This window comes from Paraburkholderia sp. SIMBA_027 (assembly GCF_046535315.1).
In the GTDB taxonomy this organism is placed as follows: domain Bacteria; phylum Pseudomonadota; class Gammaproteobacteria; order Burkholderiales; family Burkholderiaceae; genus Paraburkholderia; species Paraburkholderia tropica.
This window is the reverse complement of the sequence record NZ_JAWRWY010000539.1, coordinates 1-273: the sequence shown is the minus strand read 5'-3', so window position 1 is coordinate 273 and position 273 is coordinate 1. Positions and strand designations below refer to the sequence as shown.

The following is a 273-nucleotide window of genomic DNA, read 5'->3' as shown; positions in this document are numbered from 1 at the left end:
AAAACTCAGGCGCAAAGACGTAGTGGTTCGTCATAGCAAGGAAACGGATATTGACCTGCCGTTCTTTGCCACGACCGACACGATCAACCGCGGTCTTCATGTTGTCGTAAATGCCGCGACCAGGTACGCCGCCAAACACGCGGAACCCGTGCCAGTGGGCGTCGAAGAGCATCTCGTGCGTTTGCAGCAGGTAGGCTCTGACCAGAAACGCCCGACTGTGCGATAGCTTGATGTGTGCGACCTGAAGCTTCGTACGCTCGCCGCCGATCACGG

Annotated in this window: 1 pseudogene; it reads right to left on the bottom strand. The window is 57.5% G+C overall.

Annotated elements, in window-relative coordinates:
* Positions 1 to 273: pseudogene (locus SB764_RS40155) on the bottom strand (IS21 family transposase); the annotation flags it as partial.